The sequence below is a fragment of the Mucilaginibacter frigoritolerans genome (genome assembly GCF_007830615.1).
GTDB lineage: Bacteria > Bacteroidota > Bacteroidia > Sphingobacteriales > Sphingobacteriaceae > Mucilaginibacter > Mucilaginibacter frigoritolerans.
Window position 1 is genome coordinate 88,444 of sequence record NZ_VLLI01000018.1, and the last position, 19,421, is coordinate 107,864.

Annotated in this window: 19 protein-coding genes; 11 read left to right on the forward strand and 8 right to left on the reverse strand. The window is 39.6% G+C overall.

What is annotated here, in order from left to right; all coding sequences use genetic code 11:
* The first annotated feature begins 197 nt into the window (after positions 1-197).
* Positions 198-332: a hypothetical protein gene (locus JN11_RS24885; RefSeq protein ID WP_262713304.1), complete on the forward strand. Its 135-nt coding sequence runs from the start codon at positions 198-200 to the stop codon at positions 330-332.
* A 93-nt stretch (positions 333-425) separates the two neighbouring features.
* Here JN11_RS24885 and JN11_RS22660 read toward each other — a convergent pair whose 3' ends face one another.
* Positions 426-1,157: an SDR family NAD(P)-dependent oxidoreductase gene (locus tag JN11_RS22660; protein WP_144916401.1), complete on the reverse strand. Its 732-nt coding sequence runs from the start codon at positions 1,155-1,157 to the stop codon at positions 426-428.
* Positions 1,158-1,312: 155 nt separating this feature from the next.
* Here JN11_RS22660 and JN11_RS22665 point away from each other — a divergent pair, with 155 nt between their 5' ends.
* The 4 genes from JN11_RS22665 to JN11_RS24560 all read left to right on the forward strand — a co-directional run bounded on the left by JN11_RS22665 (position 1,313) and on the right by JN11_RS24560 (position 4,510).
* The gene (locus JN11_RS22665; RefSeq protein WP_144916402.1) at positions 1,313-1,612 is read left to right on the forward strand and encodes an ArsR/SmtB family transcription factor; all 300 of its coding nucleotides are present in this window, start codon (positions 1,313-1,315) and stop codon (positions 1,610-1,612) included.
* 15 nt (positions 1,613-1,627) lie between these two features.
* Positions 1,628-2,734, forward strand: coding sequence for an NADH:flavin oxidoreductase (locus JN11_RS22670; protein ID WP_144916404.1), 1,107 nt, complete (start codon positions 1,628-1,630; stop codon positions 2,732-2,734).
* 325 nt (positions 2,735-3,059) lie between these two features.
* A complete protein-coding gene (locus tag JN11_RS22675) occupies positions 3,060-4,277 on the forward strand; it encodes a hypothetical protein (protein ID WP_144916405.1) in 1,218 nt (405 codons plus the stop codon).
* A gap of 86 nt (positions 4,278-4,363) precedes the next feature.
* Positions 4,364-4,510, forward strand: a complete 147-nt coding sequence (locus tag JN11_RS24560; protein ID WP_170227832.1) for a hypothetical protein — start codon at positions 4,364-4,366, stop codon at positions 4,508-4,510.
* An 81-nt stretch (positions 4,511-4,591) separates the two neighbouring features.
* Here JN11_RS24560 and JN11_RS22680 read toward each other — a convergent pair whose 3' ends face one another.
* Positions 4,592-5,443 (reverse strand): DUF6515 family protein, encoded by an 852-nt coding sequence (locus JN11_RS22680; RefSeq protein ID WP_144916407.1) that lies wholly within the window; start codon positions 5,441-5,443, stop codon positions 4,592-4,594.
* 285 nt (positions 5,444-5,728) lie between these two features.
* Between JN11_RS22680 and JN11_RS22685 the strand changes: the two genes are divergently transcribed.
* The 3 genes from JN11_RS22685 to JN11_RS22695 all read left to right on the forward strand — a co-directional run bounded on the left by JN11_RS22685 (position 5,729) and on the right by JN11_RS22695 (position 9,382).
* Complete coding sequence (locus JN11_RS22685) at positions 5,729-7,300, forward strand: M81 family metallopeptidase (RefSeq protein WP_144916409.1); 1,572 nt, start codon at positions 5,729-5,731, stop codon at positions 7,298-7,300.
* 38 nt (positions 7,301-7,338) lie between these two features.
* Entirely contained in the window at positions 7,339-8,376 is a 1,038-nt protein-coding gene (rlmF, locus tag JN11_RS22690) for a 23S rRNA (adenine(1618)-N(6))-methyltransferase RlmF (RefSeq protein ID WP_246139080.1), read from the forward strand.
* Positions 8,377-8,437: 61 nt separating this feature from the next.
* Complete coding sequence (locus JN11_RS22695; protein ID WP_144916410.1) at positions 8,438-9,382, forward strand: hypothetical protein; 945 nt, start codon at positions 8,438-8,440, stop codon at positions 9,380-9,382.
* 334 nt (positions 9,383-9,716) lie between these two features.
* Here JN11_RS22695 and JN11_RS22700 read toward each other — a convergent pair whose 3' ends face one another.
* Positions 9,717-12,410, reverse strand: coding sequence for a DNA gyrase/topoisomerase IV subunit A (locus JN11_RS22700; RefSeq protein WP_144916412.1), 2,694 nt, complete (start codon positions 12,408-12,410; stop codon positions 9,717-9,719).
* 135 nt (positions 12,411-12,545) lie between these two features.
* Positions 12,546-13,052 carry a YdeI/OmpD-associated family protein gene (locus JN11_RS22705; protein ID WP_144916413.1) on the reverse strand — a complete coding sequence of 169 codons (507 nt, stop codon included), beginning with the start codon at positions 13,050-13,052 and terminating at the stop codon, positions 12,546-12,548.
* A 162-nt stretch (positions 13,053-13,214) separates the two neighbouring features.
* On the opposite strand from JN11_RS22705, the gene JN11_RS22710 reads away from it, so the two are divergent.
* Positions 13,215-13,640, forward strand: coding sequence for a nuclear transport factor 2 family protein (locus JN11_RS22710; protein WP_144916415.1), 426 nt, complete (start codon positions 13,215-13,217; stop codon positions 13,638-13,640).
* A 71-nt stretch (positions 13,641-13,711) separates the two neighbouring features.
* Here the strand turns inward: JN11_RS22710 and JN11_RS22715 are convergent, their stop codons facing one another.
* Together JN11_RS22715 and JN11_RS22720 are read right to left on the reverse strand one after the other, a co-directional pair.
* A complete protein-coding gene (locus tag JN11_RS22715; RefSeq protein ID WP_144916416.1) occupies positions 13,712-14,371 on the reverse strand; it encodes a GDSL-type esterase/lipase family protein in 660 nt (219 codons plus the stop codon).
* Between the two features lie 31 nt (positions 14,372-14,402).
* Positions 14,403-14,903, reverse strand: a complete 501-nt coding sequence (locus JN11_RS22720; RefSeq protein WP_144916418.1) for a cytidine deaminase — start codon at positions 14,901-14,903, stop codon at positions 14,403-14,405.
* Between the two features lie 232 nt (positions 14,904-15,135).
* On the opposite strand from JN11_RS22720, the gene JN11_RS22725 reads away from it, so the two are divergent.
* Entirely contained in the window at positions 15,136-16,113 is a 978-nt protein-coding gene (locus JN11_RS22725) for a YeiH family protein (protein ID WP_144916420.1), read from the forward strand.
* 108 nt (positions 16,114-16,221) lie between these two features.
* Here the strand turns inward: JN11_RS22725 and JN11_RS22730 are convergent, their stop codons facing one another.
* Both JN11_RS22730 and JN11_RS22735 read right to left on the reverse strand, forming a co-directional pair.
* A complete protein-coding gene (locus tag JN11_RS22730; protein WP_144916421.1) occupies positions 16,222-17,265 on the reverse strand; it encodes an NAD(P)-dependent alcohol dehydrogenase in 1,044 nt (347 codons plus the stop codon).
* An 88-nt stretch (positions 17,266-17,353) separates the two neighbouring features.
* On the reverse strand, positions 17,354-18,232 hold the full coding sequence (locus JN11_RS22735) for a helix-turn-helix transcriptional regulator (RefSeq protein WP_211360886.1): 879 nt from the start codon (positions 18,230-18,232) through the stop codon (positions 17,354-17,356).
* Positions 18,233-18,412: 180 nt separating this feature from the next.
* On the opposite strand from JN11_RS22735, the gene JN11_RS22740 reads away from it, so the two are divergent.
* Positions 18,413-19,306: a glycoside hydrolase family 25 protein gene (locus JN11_RS22740; protein ID WP_246139081.1), complete on the forward strand. Its 894-nt coding sequence runs from the start codon at positions 18,413-18,415 to the stop codon at positions 19,304-19,306.
* Positions 19,307-19,421: the final 115 nt, after the last annotated feature.

Consider the following 19,421-nt stretch of genomic DNA (forward strand, 5'->3'; position numbering starts at 1 on the left):
TCCTCAAAAAACAGCATTCCGAAAAACTTAAACCATGCACAGCATGTTTCCAAAACCCAAACACCTTAATTATTGTTAATAATGATATCAAATTAAAAGCCATAAAAAACAAACTCATCATATTAACCCTATCAGCAGGCATATGTATTTTTACAGCCTGCTCCGGCGATCAAACGGCACGAACCGGTAAAGACACCGTGAACAATCGTTTTGGGGTAACAAAAGATACTTCTAAGATGGATACCAGCAAAATAACCAGTGGAGACAACAGTGCCGCAGGTGGTTCAAATCTGGTTAAGGATACTTCAAAAAAACAAACCCCTAAGCAGTAGGCAAGCGGTATTTATCCCGATAATTTTTCACCAATTTTTGCACGGTTATTTTATAAAGCCCAGTAAACAATTGGGTGAAACGATAAATTACTTTTACCTGTAAAGGGAAGATAATGACTCTGTATTTGCAGCTACGCCCTTTAAAATATGGTGAACAGCTTTTTGAATAGTGATACCTTTAGCAACTTCATTAATAGCATGTTCATTCCATTTGGTATTGGCATGAGGGTTAATGGCATTTTCGCCAATAGAAGTACTGATAAAACCCGGACATACTACGTTGGCTTTCACACCCAGCTTTTTGGCTTCAATTCGTAAAATTTTGGTGTAATTTACAATAGCATGTTTGGTAACGCTATAAGGTGCCATTAAAGCCAGGTAATCAATTAGCCCAGCCGCCGAGGCTATATTTACAATTTGCCCCGAACCCTGTTTTAACATTTGCCGATATGCCGTTAGCGAACCGTTGAGCACACCGTAGAAGTTAATGTCAACAATCTTTTTCCATTGTTCAATATCAATATCGCGTATTTCACCACTTACGGCAATACCAGCGTTATTAAATATCAAATCGAGCCGACCATGCCGATTTACAATTTCTGTAACAATGTTTTCAAATTCAGTTATTATCGCAACATCAAGCTTTTGGGCAATTATATTACCATTTATTGCCATAGATTCGGTCTCTATGGCTTTTGCAATATCGATATCAGTACAAAAAACAATTGCACCTTCAGTTGCCAATTGCAGGCACAAACCTCTCCCAATACCCGAGCCAGCACCTGTTATCAAAACAACTTTATTATGAAAATAGTTATTGTACATTTCTAAATCTGATTAAAACAGGTTTACCAAAAACACCATGAAAAGTGTAAAGTGGACCGAATATAAAAAAAATTGCAGCAAGCCACTTTATCAATTCCGTGTCATCTCTCTTACATAAATTGACATATCGGAAAAAACCGATATATATTTGTGCCATGGATCAGGTAGAGATTTTTAAGGCATTGTCCAACAAAACCAGGCTGCAAATATTAGGCTGGCTCAAAAACCCGGAAGAAAGCTTTCCGGAACAGGGGACATATGGCTATGCCGATGGTGTTTGCGTTGGGCAAATACAGGTTAAAACCGGGCTCACCCAATCAACCGTATCCGAATATTTAAGCAGTTTACAACGTGCAGGCCTGGTTACATCAACTCGTAAAGGGCAGTGGACCTATTACAAACGCAATGAAGAAGCGTTTACCGCATTGAGTCAAATTATTCAATCAGAAATATAAAATCAATAAATAAACATGAATACGGATAGTTTATTCAGGCCATTCAGCCTCAAATCATTAAATATAAAAAACCGCATTGTAATGGCGCCAATGACCCGGTCATTTTCGCCTAATGGAACCCCCACACCGGATGTTGCTGCTTATTACCGCAAACGCGCCGAAGGCGAAGTTGGTCTGATCCTTTCTGAAGGAACTGTGATAGATCGTGTATCCTCGTCTAACGATGCTAATATCCCCCATTTTTATGGCGAACAGGCATTAGCAGGCTGGCAAAATGTAATTAATGGCGTGCATACTGCCGGAGGCGCTATGGCACCGCAAATATGGCACATGGGGGTTATGAACAACCATCATTCGGGCTGGTTACCAGCTGAACCCTTTGAAGGGCCATCGGGCCTAAACAAGCCGGGCTTTAACAATGGCAAAACTATGACTGATGCTGACATTGCCGATACCATTGCTGCATTTGGCCGTGCTGCCGCCGATGCAAAAAGATTAGGTTTTGATTGCGTTGAAATACACGGTGCACATGGTTATTTAATTGATCAGTTTTTTTGGGAAGGAACTAACGAACGCACAGATATTTATGGCGGTAAAACCCTTGCAGAACGTACCCGGTTTGCCACCGAAGTAATTAAAGAAGTACGCAAACAGGTAGGCGAAGATTTTGCAGTCATTATCCGTTTATCACAATGGAAACCTGCCGACTATAACTATAAACTGACCCAAACACCACAGGAAATGGAAGCGTGGCTCAATCCGCTTGCTGATGCAGGTGCCGATATTTTCCATTGCTCGCAACGCCGTTTCTGGGAGCCTGAGTTTGAAGGATCTGAACTTAATTTTGCTGGCTGGGCCAAAAAACTAACCGGTAAAGCAACCATCTCTGTTGGCTCGGTGGGACTAAGCGGCGAATTTCTGGCAGCTTTTGCCGGTGAAAGTTCTGAACCAAGTTCATTAGATGAATTACTACGCCGTATGGACAATAACGAATTTGACCTGGTGGCTGTTGGCCGCCCGTTATTGGCAGATCCTAACTGGGTGAAAAAGATTCACGAAGGCCGTACCAGCGAATTAAAAGGATTCAGCAAAGCAGCCTTAACTGAACTTGTTGTAGATTAATATTCATATATATATCTTATTAATAACAATGGTCAAAGAATAACATCTTTGACCATTGTTATTTTATATTGGTGGTGCTGAGGATGTAACTTACCGATCATCGCACGTTCAATTAGTCATTATATAAAGACTTGGAATATAAAAACCAACCCGCAGCTTCACCCTTTGTAATGCCCAATAAGTATCGTATCTATAACACACACCAATAATTTGGCATTAAACCATTCTTTATACCTGAACATCAGCAGGCTATATTAAGTTTGCAATTATTATGTGGCTATTTGTACAGGTATTAGGTATTTTGCAATCAACTTAAACATTAGTCATGATTAAAAAAATCCTAATTTATTTAACACTGCTAACCCCGCTTGCGGCATTTTCACAAAACGATGCACCGGTTTTAAAAAAGTTTTACAAAGATGCCGGCTCTACTCCCGATGTCTTGATTTTAAATGCCCAGGTAAACATTATAGCTGTACAGGCTGGAAAAAAGAATTCAGACGTGATGGCAGTAAACGATCACATGGAAACTTTATGGACAACCCCATTAACCGGCTCTGGCGTTATAACAGAAAAATTTAAAGATAAAATAGTTGCCATTACAACTGATGATGAAGCAAAGGATATAGCTATTACTAAAGCATTTATTCTGGATCCTAAAACCGGGAAAATATTGCTTGAAAAAAAGATAGTTGAAACAAAAAAAGATTATTTGATTGAAAAACAAATATTCACTGGTGAGGGTAAGTACCTGAAAATAGCATTAAGAGAAACTGGTTTTAAGAATACGCTCCACGTAGCTAGTGTGTTTTCAAACCCGTTGAAAACGTTAAATGAAACCAGAGATATATCTGTTATAGAATATGATGACCTGTTGAACCCTAAGCAATATAAGCTTGATCTGCACGACGGCACCCTGGAAAACATAACAACCGATATAAATGGCAATTTGATAGTATCGTGGCTTAATCAAAATCATCTGGAAATCGTTAAATACGGAACGGGCAGTAATACTGCTATTACTAGCATAAAAACTGATTTACCCTATGAAGCCGACAAAAACTATGATCCTTCCCATTCCCTCCACTTAATTTCATCCACTGCTAACCCCAACACCATATATTGTGCAGCAATGTTCAGCAATCAGGATAACAAAACAGAGCTTTCTATAGGTAAATTTGACTTTGCTACCGGCAAAACCAACTTTACCGAAGAGGTATTTACCAACGACCATTTAAAAAGCTTGCGGAAAGCGTTTGTACCTATAAACAAAAAAATGGATGCCCCAACATTTGAGAGCAAAAAATCATTAGCCATCAGGTATTTTAAAGAAGCAGGCGAAAAATTAGTCGTTTCGGTGTCTGCGCGGACAACTGAACCTAGCAGCATCGGTGGCGGTTCATGGATGACCGAAAGCTCATTCCTGCTTAATATTTATGACACTGATATCAACCTAAAAGCACAACAGTTTTTACCAGTGTCGTACTCTGTTCCTTTTGCAACATTACCAACCGCATACCATTATAATGATGGAAAGTTATAGGTAATGATAAAACCGGAGCTACAAAAGTAAAAGCTGTTTATGGTATCCTTAACCTTCAAAGTGGCCAATGGGAACAGTTAGACTGGTTGTCGAAAAAAGACCTCGATGGTTCTGATGTTGGGCTAAGCTCTTCTACCATGTGGTTTAAAAACGGCTTTATTTTACCTTATAGCGATCTTAAAATTTTATTGAATTCGAAAGAAGATATTAAACTTCAGCAAAACACGCTTTAATAATCAAATTCATATAAAAAGGAAGTCTCCGGCATAAAAACCGGAGACTTTCTTTTTTAGCCGGAGAAACAGTTGTTCAATTTACTGCTCTTCCATATCTACAACTTCGTACGCATCTTGTCCATTGGCATTAACGGGCTGGTAATAAGTACCATTGTAAACAAGATATTTATTCCCGTCGATAGTTGCTTCCTGAGCACCATCGGGTAGCTTGGTTACTACAGCTCCAATAGGGGGAGCCACCACTTGGTAAGCACCATTAGTTTGCGTGTAATAGGCGCCCCCATAATAATAGTAATTAACACCACTAACCGGAATAGTGCTATATCCTGATGGCAAAACGGTTATGGTTGCACCAATAGGCGCCGGAACAACATTATAACCACCGGAAGCCGGTACATAATATACGCCATTGTCGTAGTGATATTCCTGATTATTAATGGCGATAATAACGGCTGTTGTAGCAAGTGCAGCAATAAAAAAGCCTAATGGATGCCATGTTGGGCCCCAGTAATATGGCCTATATGGATGATAGCGATAAGAGTAAAATGGTCTTCGCCTGATAAAAACGGGGCGTGATGGCCGGTAAATTGGCGGACGTACTGGTGGGCGATGGCCAAAGCCTGGTTTTCCGGGCCGGTAGCCATGAGTTGGCTTGTGGTGGCTTGGTGGCCGATGATTAGCTGGCGGACGGGGATTATTAACAGGCGGCCTGTGTCCCTGGCTTGGTGGGCGCTGACCGGGTGAAGGGCGTTGACCCTGTGGCGGACGTTGACCTTGCGCCGGGCGTTGATTAGTACCCGATGGCACTGACGGCATTTCTGCTGCTATAACGGATGAGCGGTAAAAACCGGCGTAAACCGGATCGAACACCATAATAAACGTGGCCAATAAAAAAAACACAGCCAATAATTTGGAATACAGCTTCCTCATAAAATTTTTGATTAAGGGTGATAGATATCTTTTAAAACAAAACTTAAAGTCTTAAAAAATAGATAAATCAATCAGGAGGGGCCTATACAATGTACTATATAAGGCTTAGATAACATAAATATCGTTAACATTATTAACAATTGTCACTTTTATGCAAATAATTATTGATAGCCCTTTACTAAAATAAACTATCAAACTTGGTTAGCAATTAAATAGTTTACTGATACTAAATTTTATAAATGCAGGCAGATTTATATTAGATTTAAATAATCAATTACAACCTTTATGAAAAAACGGCTATATCTCATTATCTGCTATTGCCTGGCATTGTACACTGTAATGGCTGGGCCCGGCAAGCACCTACATTACCCGCCAAAACCATTGCCCCGCATTGCTATAGCTGGCCTGGGAATTGAGTCCAGTACTTTCTCGCCTGCATTAACAAGCGAAGCTGCTTTTCATGCACAGTACGGTGCTGATGTATTTGCTGTTTATCCATTTTTTGCAACGGACTCCGGGCTGCGCGACAGAGCCGTGTGGATACCAACCCTGGTGGGCCACGCCTTGCCAGGTGGTACTGTTACCCGCGAAGCTTATGAATCACTGGTAAACAAAACACTCGATTCGCTTAAAAAGAATAGCCCATACGACGGTTTATATTTCGATATCCATGGCGCTATGAGCGTTGTAGGGCTCGATGACCCGGAGGGTGACTTTATTGAACGAATAAGGAAAGTTGTTGGTCCGAAAACCATAATCTCAACCTCTATGGATCTGCACGGCAATGTTTCCTGGCGCCTGGCAGTAAACACCGACCTCATTACCTGTTACCGCAAGGCTCCGCATGAAGATGCCATGGACACAAAAAAAAGAGCGGTTGAAAACCTATTGGAACGGATAGAAAGTGGAAAAGGCAAACCAGCATACAAGGCGTATATAGCCATACCAATACTGCTCCCCGGCGAAAAAACCAGCACACGGATTGAACCGGCCAAAAGCGTATACGCCGCGGTTACACCTGCTGCCACACAAAAGGGAATTATTGATGCAGCCATATGGGTTGGCTACGCATGGGCCGACGAGCCACGTAACCATGCAGTGGTAATGGTTACTGGGGATGACAAAGAAAAAGTAACCTCAACTGCAGAAGCGCTGGCACAACGTTTTTGGGATGCACGAGCCGGCTACGCCTTTGTGGCACCCACAGGCAATTTGGAACAATGCCTCAATAAAGCATTATCCAGCACTAAGCATCCCTTTTTCATCAGCGACTCGGGAGATAACCCTACTGCAGGCGGAGCAGGGGATGTAACCTGGACATTGACCCAAATACTTCAACGCTCTGAATTTAAAAATGACAATGGTCCTTCCTTGATTTACGCCTCTATCCCCGGCCCTGAGTTGATAAAAAAGGCCATAGCAGTGGGCGTAGGCAAACAGGTAGATGGTTTTGCAGGCGCCGCAGTTGATGCACGCAATGCGCGCCCTGTACATATCACCGGAATTGTTGAATCTATTGTTTATGGCGATAAAGATGCCGAGGTTGAAGCTGCTATAAAAGTGGGCAGCGTTCATATTATAGTTACTCAAAAACGGAAACCTTATCATAAAGAAGCCGATTTTACCCGTCTTGGCCTTAACCCACGCAAAACAGATATTGTGGTAGTAAAAATTGGCTACCTGGAACCTGAACTTTATAACATGCGAGCCGACTGGATGCTTGCGCTAACCCCTGGAGGCGTAGATCAGGACATTGAGCACCTCCCTTATCATCGTATTCAACGCCCTATGTTTCCAATGGATAAAAACATGCCCACTCCGGATCTGACAGCTAAGCTGGTACCTTCGGTTCAATAGCCACTACTATTACAGCGTATATTTACGAACTATTGCCCATGAAAAACACGGCCCCAACAACAGCCGTGTTTTTTGTAACTTTGCAATCCCGTTATTCTTATTTTATGTCGATACCAGTCAAACCAATAGTTGCCGAAAAAGAAAACCTGCACCCCCGCAATGCACATCGGCAGGAGTATAATTTTGACCAGCTTATTAAAACCAATCCGCAGCTTCGCCCCTTTGTAAAGCCTAATCAGCACGGTATCGTATCTATCAATTTCAGCGATCCTGAAGCGGTAAAAATACTGAACAAAAGCTTGCTGAAACAATTTTATGGAGTTAACGATTGGGATATACCCGAAGGATACCTTTGCCCGCCTATACCCGGCCGTGCAGATTACATACATTATATAGCTGATCTTTTAGGCGAAATGGATAATGGCAATATCCCCACCGGCAAAAAAATAAAAATTCTGGATATAGGAACCGGCGCAAATTGTATTTATCCGGCAATTGGTAGCACAGTTTACAACTGGCATTTTGTGGGTACTGATATTGATCCGATTGCTATCCGGTCGGCAAAAGACATTTTAGCCGCTAACAAACATTTAAAAGATCATATATTACTGCGTCAGCAAACCAACAAGCATAACATATTTAAAGGCATTGTTTTAAACGCTGAAGGCTTTGATGCAACCATTTGTAATCCGCCATTCCACGCATCGGCATTAGAGGCACAGCTGGCAACCGTTAACAAATGGAACAAGTTAAAGGGAGTCCCACAGCCACAAACCACACAAAACTTTGGTGGCCAAAAAAAGGAATTATGGTATCCAGGCGGCGAGGCGGCATTTATTAAACTCATTATTGAACAGAGCGCATTGGTAGCTAAGCAATGTTTATGGTTCACTACACTGGTATCTAAAAAAGACACCCTTCCCGGAGTTTATAAAGCATTAAAAAAAGTAGCTGCTGCCGATGTCAGAACCATAGGCATGTCGCAGGGGCAAAAGGTAAGCCGCATGGTAGCATGGACGTTTTTAAATGAAGCTGAACGCACCGAATGGGTTAACACTTGGTGGCACAAAGCATAATTACCACCAATTTTTAAAATACCATTTGCAGGGTGGTTCTTAAATATTTAGTTTTGAATCTATGGCTAAAACCAACCGGCAGCACACTACAAAAGCATCGGATAAAGCTTTGAAAGCTGCAGATGAAACTAAACCCAAAGACGGAAAAGCGGCACCAAAAGCCAAAAGCTCCCGTCCCAAAGTTAGCAACACAAAAGAACCCGAAAATAGTGGCACCGCTCATGAAAAAATAGAGGAGCCATTACCAATATCCTCACCCAAAATTGAAATGGAAGTACATCATCATCCACAACTTGACCACAAGCCTAAGCCATGGAAAGAATACCTGTTGGAAGGTTTAATGATATTTATTGCCGTAATGATGGGCTTTATTGCCGAAAATGTAAGAGAAGCCATTACCAATCATCAGCACGTAAAGGAGCTTACCTCACAGCTTGTTCAGGACCTTAAAACCGATACCGCTCAATTAAATGAGATCTATCAATTTGAAACAAACATTTTAAAAACCGATGATTCTTTGGTAAGCGTTTTACAGTTGCCCTTAAAAGATGAAGATATAGGTCACATACAAAAGCTTGTTGCTAATTCACATAGTATTTCACTCTTTCATCCATCAGCAGGTGCCATTTTTGCTATTAAAAACGAGCTCCACCTAAAGCAATTTTCAAGTTCAAAAATAATTAGCTACATCGCAGCATACGAAAGGCATACCGAATTATTGCACACCGCTCAGGATATTGCATTGCAATATCAAAGAAGCTTTGTCGATCCGTTTTTACTGAAGCATTTTACCGCGGCTAACCTGAGTGCAGCTTTTGGCGGCCACAAACTCGAAAAACCCGAAATGAGGAACTTATCGCAGGAAGATATTACGCAATTAGGTGTGGATATGGTACTCATAAGAATTGTTACCGACGAACTGTTACGCGATAACAGGAAGATAAAATACGATGTGATAACACTATTACAATATGTAAAAGAAAGATATCAGCCAGATGAAGAATAATAGATGTAATAACTTATCCAATAACAACAAATACCAGGTGCCCAGGCTTTAATGTATATTAAAAAAGAGCCTTTGATTTCGTCTGTATAAAAAAGACGAGATGAATTATTCTTTTGGTAACAGTTTGACACCTATTAAAGTAACCAAAAAACTAACAGCTAAAAAAATTAGAGACACCCAGATCATAATGCAATTAAACGTTAATAATACAATTATTATTATATTATTTCAATACCGCTAATAAAAAAATTACGCTGATTTATAAAATATAAAAGGGGTTGTCTGAATATCAATTCAGACAACCCCTTTTATTAAGAAATGCCAAGTTCGTGATTTAAAACAACCCTAATTGTCCATCATCATCTATTTCAATATCATCCGGATTAGTAATTTCAAAATCAACCGGCTTGGAAGCCGCCCCGGGCTCATTTTGGGAGCTTGACTCATTTTCGGCATCCGGGCTCAAATCTTCGTTGTCTCCAGCATCCTCATCAGCAACACTTTCTTCAACCTCCGGATTAATCTCCTGTAATAATTCAACTGTCTTAACCGGATGCAGTGAAAGGCGATTACCCATTGCCTTCATGCCTTTAACATCAATTAAGGTACTTAAATCAACTTCAAGCATTTCGGGTGTTTGCTCTTTCCCCTTTAATTGCTGTACATTCACAATGGCTTGTGCCGCTCCTGATATTAACACCAGTTTTGAACCCGCTTCATCACTAATAATACTGGTTTGTTTTCCTATTGCTGCGTTTTCAAAAGTGAATCTTTTAACCAGGTAATTTTTTGATTTCCCTTCCAGATGAACTACCGAGTATACTTTTTCTGGGTTGTATTTTTCAATAACAATCATTTTATCATCAAAATGATTATTTAAATCAAAACTGGTTAGTTCATAAATACCATTGCTTAAAACGGTTAATATCCTATCGTCGCCGTCAAACTCACCAAGGTACTTACCTCTGCCATCCGCATTTAAGCGTTTCAAAGTATCATCATACCATATTTTGCGGCCCGATAATGTTGACTTCCCTTTATTTTTAAGGCTGATTTTTTTAACCGGGTACTTAGTAATAATATTCCCAATTGAGTTACGGCCTTTTATGGTCAGGGCTGCAAAATCTTCATCAAACTGTAGCTTTTTCAATTTGCTTTGGGGCTTCAACTGAATATTAACTACTTCGGCTTCGCCATTCGGATTGGCCGAAAAATACAATACACGGGTGCCTTTAGTACCTTTGGTTAAATCATATTCCTTATCGCGCGTAACGCCCACTACCGAAAAACGTTTTATAAAGCTTACCCCGCTTTGCCCGTCTTTGTAAATCATGTTGTAAACCGTACGCTCATCATTCTTTTTAAATACGGCTACGTGAATAATTTCTTTACCCACAAAAACCTTATCCTGCACTTTGGTAATCATGCAGCGGCCATCTTCTCTAAAAACAATAATCTCATCAATATCTGAGCAGTCTCCAACAAATTCATCCTTCTTTAAACCGGTACCAATAAAGCCATCGGCACGGTTAACATATAATTTAACGTTTGCCAATGCCACCTGTGCCGCTTCTACTCTGTCAAATGTTCTTAACTCAGTTTTACGTTCACGGCCCTTGCCATATTTTTCCTTTAGTTTAAGAAACCAGGCAATGGTATAATCTGTTAAATGTTTAAGGTGATGTTTTACTTCTTTTATTTCTTCTTCTAAACCTTTAATCTGCTCATCCGTTTTCTTCACATCAAAACGGGTAATGCTGCTCATCGGTTTATCAATCAGTTTCTTATAATCTTCAGGCAAAATTTCGCGATAAAACTGCGGAAAGAAAGGTGTAAATAAACGGTTCAGGACTTCCTGTACCATTTCAAAATTACTCGAGCTTTCGTAGTCTGGATGCTTATACATGCCTTCCTGAATAAATATTTTAAGCAGGGAGCTGAAAAATATTTTTTCCATCAGTTCCTTTAGCTTAATATCCAGCTCCATCTTTAATAAACGACGGGTGTTATGCGTGCTTTCTGAGAGCATATCATTTACACTCATAAAGCGGGGCCGGTCACTTTGTATTACGCAGGTATTGGGCGATATAGAAACCTCACAATCAGTAAAAGCATAAAGTGCATCAATGGTTACATCAGGTGATATGCCGGGCGCCAGGTGCACAATAATCTCCACCGTACTAGCCGTATTATCTTCAATCTTTTTGATTTTGATCTTCCCTTTTTCGTTGGCTGATACTATGCTTTCCATTAATCCGCCGGTAGTAGTGGTAAAAGGAATTTCGGTAATGGCTAAAGTCTTTTTATCGCGCTCTACAATTTTGGCGCGTACCCTCACTTTACCACCCCGCTGACCTTCATTATAGGCCGAAGTATCGGCCATTCCTCCTGTAGAAAAATCAGGAACTAGATTAGGGCGGACACCCTTTAATACTTCAATAGAAGCATCAATCAGTTCGATAAAATTATGGGGCAATATTTTGGTAGCCAAACCTACGGCAATACCATCAGCACCTTGGGCAAGCAACAACGGGAATTTAACCGGAAGCGTTATTGGTTCGCGGTTACGGCCATCGTAACTGGCTTGCCAATCGGTAGTATCGGGGTTAAAAACAACATCGAGCGCAAATTTGGATAAACGGGCCTCAATATAACGTGGCGCAGCAGCTGAGTCACCTGTTACCGGATCGCCCCAGTTACCTTGACAGTCAATCAGTAAATTCTTCTGCCCTATTTGCACCATAGCATCACCAATAGAAGCATCCCCGTGCGGGTGATACTTCATGGTATTACCAATAACGTTGGCGGCTTTGTTAAAGCGCCCGTCGTCCATCTCCTTAAGCGAATGCAGGATACGGCGTTGAACGGGTTTTAAACCATCATTAATATGCGGAACGGCGCGGTCAAGGATTACATAAGAAGCATAATCCAAAAACCAGTTTTCGTACAGGCCGTCGAGTGAGGTAATGTTGTGTAATTTATCTTCGTTATTCGCAGTTATCTCGTCGTTGTTTAAATCTTCACTCATTGATTCGCTTAAAAGTTTGGATTTGTAAAGATAAGGATAATGTGCCGATGTGCTGATTTAAGAAATACAGATTTTTTGAACACATTATATCATTTCAACATTAGTTCACTTGTTCATCGCATATGTAAACTCAAATCAATCTTTCCTAATCTCCCTTATCATTTTTCCATAGTCCCATTTCCTTAACATGGCATTTACCGTATTTACAATTCGCTTGGCACGTGTTTCCTGGGTTTTGGCACCGTCAATCCACTTTATAAAATAATCGCGGTGTGATTTGGCCAGACTATTAAAAAAGGTCCAGGTCTCCGGTTCAAAATCAAAACACTCTTTCAAGTCATCCGGCATCTCTACCTTATATTCGGTATCTTCTTCAATACTTACCAGTAGCATTGCCCCAGCATTTTTCCGGATGCCTTTTCTTACCTCAGCTTTCAAAGCCATAATGAAATCACCGTTTCCCATTGGCATTAACGCCATGCCCTTTACTTCAAATCCATCCAGCATTCCCCGCACTCTGAAAGATTTTTTAAATCCGGGCTTAATTTGCTGTGCAATATCCACCGGAACTTCAATATAGGTCCATCCGGTCTTTTCTCCCTGTTCAGCAAATTGCAAAATAATGGTGCTAAACTCAATCATAATGATGCTTTAATTCAATTTTATTGAAAAATTACCAAGGAAATAATCCTAAGGTTAAATGTTTGTTAAATCTAATTTTCAAGTAAATATTCTTGTAACACTTTCGAACTTTGTAGTGTCTTATCAATATAAAATCTAAAAGTAAAACTTAATACAAACATCATGAAAACCTTAAAATCAGTACTGGCAGGCATCGCGTTGCTTTTTATTTCTGTAGCAGCTAATGCAACCGTTCATCCGACTGCTGACAAACCTACAAAAACAGACATAATAAACATTTATATCGATGCTATTACTCACGGAAAAGCAAATACACTTGCAAATGTTTTGGACGATGCTATGGAATACGACGTTCAAAGAGGCGAGAATGTAAATGCCCTTAACAAAGATCAATTGATCCAGTCATTAAAAGATGCCGGAACAAATGATGCAAGTGTTACTACCGAAACCACAATTTTAGCTGATGATGATGATGCTTCAACAGTGAAAGTGACATTTAAATATGCCGATTACACACGCACAGATGTAGTTACCCTATCAAAAACTAACAGCTGGGCAATTACTAAAGTGGTTACTTCAACCAAGTAATTTAACTTAACATTTTAAAAGCCGGAAATAAAGGTTTGATTGATCTTTGTTCCCGGCTTTTTGCTTTTAGCTTAATTAACATAAGGCTCTAAAACCTGCTGCCAGCGGTCGTATCCTTTACTATTTAAATGTAACATATCTGGCTGAAATAGGGAGGGGTCCGGGTCAGTTGAATTGGGTTTTAATATCGCTGTCCCTACATCAATAAAAGTACTGTTGGGTTTGTTAACCAGGTAGCTTTTTATCTGGCTGTTTGCCTTTTCTACTTCACCAAAGTATTGAGCTCTGCTCGGGCTTAGCTTTATCGACATAAAATAAATACTGGCTCCGGGTAATTGTTTATTAATCATTACCCACAATTTCTTAAACTCTTCAAAAACAAACTGTCCGCTTTTACCTGCCGCAATATCATTCTCTCCTGCATAAATAAAAACCTTTTGCGGATGATATGGAAATAATATGTAAGGGGTGTAATAATCTACCAACTGCTCAAGTGTACAACCGCCAACCCCGCGTTTTATTACAGGCTTACCGGCAAAACGCTGTTCCAGATCAGTCCATTTACGGATAGATGAACTACCGATAAACAGGATACCGTTTTTAAGCGAAAAACCAATGCTATCCTGGTGTTTAAATGCCTTAATCTCGTTATCAAAAGGAAAGCCCTGCTGAGCGTGTAAGCTGGTGGTAAAAGAGATACCTAAAAAAAGTATCAATAACTTTATTTTCATTATTAAAATTTAGCTGTTTTAAATATTGGCCTTATACCTTCGCCTCGTTTACCAATCTGTTTTCAAAAAACATAAAAGGCAAAAAACTGTCAACACCATTCATTACCCAAGCGGGCCCATTAATACAAAATAGTATTACTTCAAAAGGCTTGTTCTGTTTCTTTTCATACTCAGCCATTACTTGTAGGCACGAACCACAACAGGTAACCGGTTGCGAAATTTCGAATTCATCTGTGCTCGCCGTTACCGCCATGGCTTCTATCGGATCATCCGGACAATTAGCCCCCCAATGAAACAAAGCCACCCGTTCTGCACAAAGGCCAGAGGGATAAGCTACATTTTCCTGGTTACTGCCATAAATAATTTTGCCGCTTTGCAGCTTTAATGCAACGCCCACCCTAAATTTAGAATAAGGCGAATGGGAGTTTTCCATTGCCTTTATGGCCTCATGGCAGAGGCTGTAATCAGGAGTGCTTAATTCTTGTAAAGTATTATATTCTTTAAAAGCTATTTTTATTTCGTGTTCTGTCATTTTTATTAGCCCTGCTGAAACAGGGGGATACAATGTACAAAATTTTCAATCACAAAGTACCTGTCAAGTTATTTTAAACGCTTCAACTCAATAAAAGTTTTATCCGCCATATTTCATTAAAGGGCATTCAAACAAGCTATTGTCATAACTTTTGGTTATCGGTCATTGTATATTATGATGAAAACGAGCATTCAATAGTGCCGAAATTTGTCCTAATAAAAAATTAATAACAATGCAAGTTCAACAACATCAATTAACCAATACAAACGGAGCATTCCTTAATATAAATGAAACCATTCGCAAAGTCATATTCATTATTTGTGTTATCTTTTGTCTTACTCCTTTTTCCAGTCCGGTAATAGCTTTATTAATGGGTTTGGTAATGGCACAGGTAATGGGGCATCCGTATTTACACCTTAATCATAAAGCCACACACCTATTACTACAGGTATCAGTAGTAGGTTTAGGCTTCGGAATGAATATCCACAGTGCGTTGCAAGCTGGTAAAGAAGGAGTATTATTTACCATAGCCTCTATCAGCGGTACTTTAATTTTCGGATATTTTATGGGCAAATGGTTAACTATTGAAAAGAAAACCTCCTTCCTTATTTCAGCAGGTACAGCTATTTGCGGTGGAAGTGCCATTGCAGCTATCTCACCAGTTATCAAAGCCGAAGAAAAACAGATTTCAGTTGCCCTGGGTTGTGTATTCGTTTTAAACTCGATAGCTTTATTTGTTTTTCCTGTAATTGGTCATCACCTTAATTTATCACAAACCCAGTTTGGCCTGTGGTGTGCCATTGCCATACACGATACCAGTTCTGTTGTAGGCGCTGCAAGTAAATATGGCACTCATGCCCTGGAAGTTGCCACAACCGTAAAACTGGCAAGAGCATTATGGATTGTTCCGGTAACCTTCCTTTCATCATTTGTATTTAAAAACAAATCAAAAAAAGTGAGCATCCCTTATTTCATCGGTCTGTTTATTCTGGCAGTTATAGCAAATACCTATATCTCTGCGGTAACAATTGCGGCACCTTATTTAATTGAAATTGCCAAAGCCGGGCTAACACTTACTCTGTTTTTAATAGGTGCAGGTTTATCACGTACTGTTTTAGCATCAGTTGGTTTTAGGCCCCTTTTACAGGGCGTTATATTGTGGATTGCCATATCAACCACGGCTTTATATGCAGTAATGCATCTGGCGTAAATTAAAGCGGAATAATGTCCGGCTCTTAGTATCTAAAGCGGTCCCAACAAAAAAGGCATGAAGTTATAAACTTCATGCCTTTTTTGAAAATTAGCGGATAGTGAATGATTATAAAGTAGCCATATCAATTACAAAACGATAACGAACATCACCTTTTTGCATTCTATCATATGCAGCGTGAATGTTTTTTATGTCGATCATTTCAATATCAGAAACAATATTGTTTGCCGCACAGAAATCAAGCATTTCCTGAGTTTCAGCCAAACCGCCAATACCTGACCCCGCTAAACTTTTTCTGCCCCCCAATAAACTGAAAGCTGCAATTTCTGCGGGTTTTGGTGGTACACCAACGCAAATATGAACGCCATTGGTTCTTAGTAAAGACAAGTACATATTAAAATCGTGCTCAGCAGATACAGTGTCTAAAATAAAATCAAAAGTACCTTTGGCTGCTTTAATTTGCTCAGGATCGGTAGTTACCACAAAATGATGCGCTCCCAGCTTTTTAGCGTCTTCTTCTTTTTTAGGTGAGGTACTTAATACGGTAACTTCTGCACCAAAAGCAACGCCAAATTTAACCGCCATGTGGCCAAGTCCACCTAAACCTAATACGGCTAATTTATGTCCTTTACCAACTTTCCAGTATCTTAAAGGTGAGTAAGTGGTAATACCGGCACATAATAATGGTGCTGTAGCAGCCAAATCCACCTCTTCAGAAATGTGTAATACAAAATCTTCATTTACTACAATTGAGTTGGAGTAACCACCATAGGTAGGGGTTTTGTGATCCTGTTCTAAACCGTTATAGGTTTGTGAGCTGCCATTTAAGCAATATTGCTCCAAATCTTGTTTGCAGTTTTCACACACACGGCACGAGTCAACCAAACAGCCCGTTCCGGCAAGTTGACCTACCTTAAAGTTTTTAACATGATCACCCACCTTAACAATACGGCCAACTATTTCATGCCCCGGTACCATTGGGAATATCCCTGGGAACCAATCGTTTTTAATTTGATGAAGATCGGAGTGGCAAACGCCACAAAATAAAATGTCAAATTGCACATCATGAGGGCCAACTTCACGACGTTCAAAGTCCCAGGGAGCCAGGTCAGTTTCCGGGCTTTGCGCTGCATATCCTTTTACAGGTATCATATTTTTTATAGTTTAATGTTTCTACAAAGATGGGGTTCTGCGTTTAAATAAGTTTACCCGTAAAGTCCAAATTGATTGACTAATCAGTTCAATCTACCAAAACAAATTCTCTATTTTTAGTTTCTGATGGGGTATGGCCAAAGTACTCTTTATACAACCTTGAAAAATGTGCTACACTCTCAAAGCCCAACGAATAACAAACATCCTTTACCGGTAAGTTTGTCCTCAATAACTCGTTAGCCTTGGTCAATCTCTTTTGCCTGATCCACTGGGCAGGAGGAATCTGATAAATAGATTGAAAATCGCGCTTAAAACTGGAAAGGCTCCTGCCAGATAAATAGGCCAGGTCAGTTAAAGTGACCGGGTTGGCATAATTTTCTTCAACAATAGACGGGATATCCGTAAAAACCTGTTTTTTCAATTGCAGTATCTGCTGAAACAGATTCTTGTCAGTGCTGGCAATATCAAAAAGCAATTCGAGCATTTTAATTTTCATCAAACCTGCATCTATATTATCAGGCTCACTGAAATACGGTTTTAATGATTCAAAGAATTTGAGTAGTCTTTCACCTACTGGTTTCACTTCTACCTTCACCGGTTCGGCACAATTAATTGATTCAATTTTGGCTATCTTCATAAAATCAACCAAAAACTCCTCTTTTAAAAAAAATAACATACTATCATATAACATGTTATTTTCAGGGTTTCCGCTTTTATTAAAAGTAACCATCGTTGCCTTTTTAAGTAACACCATTTCATTTTTATGCAACATAAAGGCGCTATTGCCCTGCGTAATGCGGTTAGTACCTTCTAACACCACCATCAGCATATGCTCCTCCAAATACATACACCCCTCAACATGGCTTGAGTGGGTACACGATTCAACCAAACTAACACCATTCATTTTTAGTTCCCGCAAATAATAGGGAGCCGTGGTTAAAACATCAGGAACTTTTACCGCCTTCATCAATATATTTATTTATGGCTCAAAGTTCAGCATTATTTAAATGATATGCTATTCTTTTTAGTCCAAAGCTATTGCCTATTTGGTTCAATTGATCTATTATTTTATTATCGATTATGTCTATTCTGTTCTTTAAATAATATTTACAACCAAATACAGCCATGCATTTTGTATTTTTACCACGTGGCAACTCCAATCAAGAAAAAAGCTCCCGAGAGAAAAACTCCTGAAAAAAAATCACCGGTAAAGAAAAGAACTCCCCCTAAAAAAAGAAAAACCTCCAATGGAACGCCTTTACAGGTAAAGTTTGTAATAGCTATAATTATACTGGTATTGCTTTCGCCTTTTTATTATGGATATGTTTTAAAAAGCTTCTCATCTGGCTGGCGGTGGATAAAGGATTTTGGCAGTAACCCACATTATCATACTTACACCGACTTCAATATACCCATTCCTAATCAATACAGCATTCACGGCATTGATGTATCATCCTATCAGGGTAAAATAGACTGGCAAAAGGTAAAAAATATGGATGAGGATGATGTGCATATCAGCTTTGCTTATATTAAAGCTACTGAAGGCATATTACAGGTTGATCCTTATTTTCAGCGTAACTGGCGCGAAGCTGCTAAAATGGGCATTGTTTGTGGAGCTTATCATTATTTCAGACCTAAACTTAACAGTAAACTACAGGCTTACTTCTTTTTACAAACGGTAAATATAGAAAAAGGTGATTTACCCATGGTGGTTGACATTGAACGTTTAGATGGCCTTCCTCCTGCTAAAATGCGCGAAGAACTGCAGGTATTTTTGAGCGAGATAGAAGCCAGAACAGGGTCAAAGCCCGTTATTTATTCGGGCTTAAAATTTTATCAGGATAACCTGCAGGGTTATTTTGATAGCTATAACCTTTGGATAGCGCATTACTATCATCCTGAGCTTGATGTAAGTAAAAGTACCAATTGGAAGTTTTGGCAACACTCAGACAAGGCTAAAGTAAACGGCATTAACCATGTGGTTGATTTTAACGTTTTTAACGGCGATGGCGTAGCTTTTAAAAAAATGCTGATTCAATAATTGTATAAATTAACGCATCATTTCAATAAGACACACAGAAGCATTCATTAACCTAAATTGTTAATATTTTTAACTACTAAAAATTTAGTTATATATTAGGTCATCCAAGCCTAAT